The organism is Streptomyces sp. NPDC055103 (assembly GCF_053607625.1).
In genome coordinates this window covers 1-1,516 of the sequence record NZ_JBSGTX010000174.1, presented here as the reverse complement: position 1 = coordinate 1,516, position 1,516 = coordinate 1, and the positions used below count along the sequence as shown (strand labels likewise).

The 1,516-nt window shown below is 71.2% G+C and carries 1 protein-coding gene; it reads right to left on the bottom strand.

Translation table 11 applies throughout. The features are described 5' to 3' along the window. Positions 1 to 89: 89 nt before the first annotated feature. Positions 90 to 1,106, bottom strand: a complete 1,017-nt coding sequence (locus tag ACWFR1_RS40310) for a zinc-dependent alcohol dehydrogenase (protein WP_453561085.1) — start codon at positions 1,104 to 1,106, stop codon at positions 90 to 92. Positions 1,107 to 1,516 lie beyond the last annotated feature (410 nt).

Genomic DNA, 1,516 nt, shown 5'->3' with positions numbered 1-1,516 from the left:
AGCAGGGCGTCTAGGTTGTTCGTCACACAACGATCTTGGACGCCCTGTCTGCGTTCCCGAACGCATCGTCAACATTCGGAATGACTCGTCTAGGGCCGGAGAAGGACTTTCCCGACCCCGGGATCGCCGCTGCCGATGAGCTGCGTGGCGCGGGCGAATTCGTCGAAGCCCAGCTCGTGCGTGAGGAGAGCCCGTGGCGTCAGTTGCCCGGCGGAAAAGGCGCGTACGGCGTAGGACCAGGCGGAGGAGGAGGCGCCGATCACGGTTCCGATCGACAGCTGTCGCTGGATGACGTGGACGGGATCCAGATTCTCCGCGCCGAGGGCCGGGACGCCGGTGAGCACCAGGAGTCCCCCCGGCCGCAACAGGGACATGGCGGCGCGTGCGGTCGAGACCGCGCTCACGGCATCGATCACCACGTCGAAGTCGGAAGGCCGGCCGTCACGGTCCCAGGTCCCGTAGGAGGTGGCCCCGAAACGGCGGGCTCGTCCGGCGTGGTCGGGGCTCGCACCGAGTAGCAGGAGTTCGCTGGGGGAGGACGTGCTCAGAAGCTGGGCGGCGAGGAGGGCGACGGCGCCGGTTCCGATGACGGCCACGCGTGAGCCGGGCAGCGGGCGCGCCTTCAGGACGGCCGCGGCCGCGCAGGCCGCGGGCTCCAGCAGTGCGGCCGCGGTGAGGTCGGCGTCCGGCGGGAGGGTGTGCAACAGACGGGCGGGCAGCGTCACCGTAGGGGCCATGGCGCCGGGGTGGGTGAACCCGGTCTCTTCGTAGTCACCCGCGCACAGGTGGGTCTCGCCCTCGCGGCAGCGGTCGCATGTCCCGCAGTTGCGCAGCCCTTCGCCCACCACCTTGCGGCCGGTCAGGGACACGGACACCCCCTCTCCCGTGGCGGTGACGACGCCCGACCACTCATGCCCCGGGGTGACCGGAAAGCGCACGTATTCCCGGAGGTGATCGCCCCGGAAGACGGCACGGTCACGGGCGCAGAGCCCCACGGCGTGGACCCGTACCAGCGCCTCGCCGGGACCCGGCGGTACGGGGGTGTGGTCGACGAGGCGGAAGGCCCCGGGCGCGTCAAGGACGACGGCCTGCTGTCGCGGGCTCACCGGCGCCCTCCTCCAGGGGTGCGACGCCCTCGTCCTCCGGGCCGGAAGCTCGTCATCCGCGTCGTACCGGCCACCGCCGGCCCGGCCTCGGCGGGGGGCGGGACGTGCGTCAGGAAACGCCATGACGTCCGCTCTCCGCAAGGGTCGATCCGAGTGATGAGCACGTGCGCGAGCCCTCGCTGTTCGGTATGTCGAATGCCGTTCGAAATCCTGCCCGCGACAGTATGAAGCGCCGCGCGAGGGTGTCAACAGACCTCAGGAGCAGGGAGTTTCACGGCCCGGACGCGCCCTGTCCGCCGTGGAATCAGGCGCACGTCCCAACGGCTCGGTGTGCCTCGTGGCCGCGGCTCGTACGGCCCCGAGCGCCATGGTCCGCACAGCGCGAAGCGGGCCGCCGCACCGGGTGATCC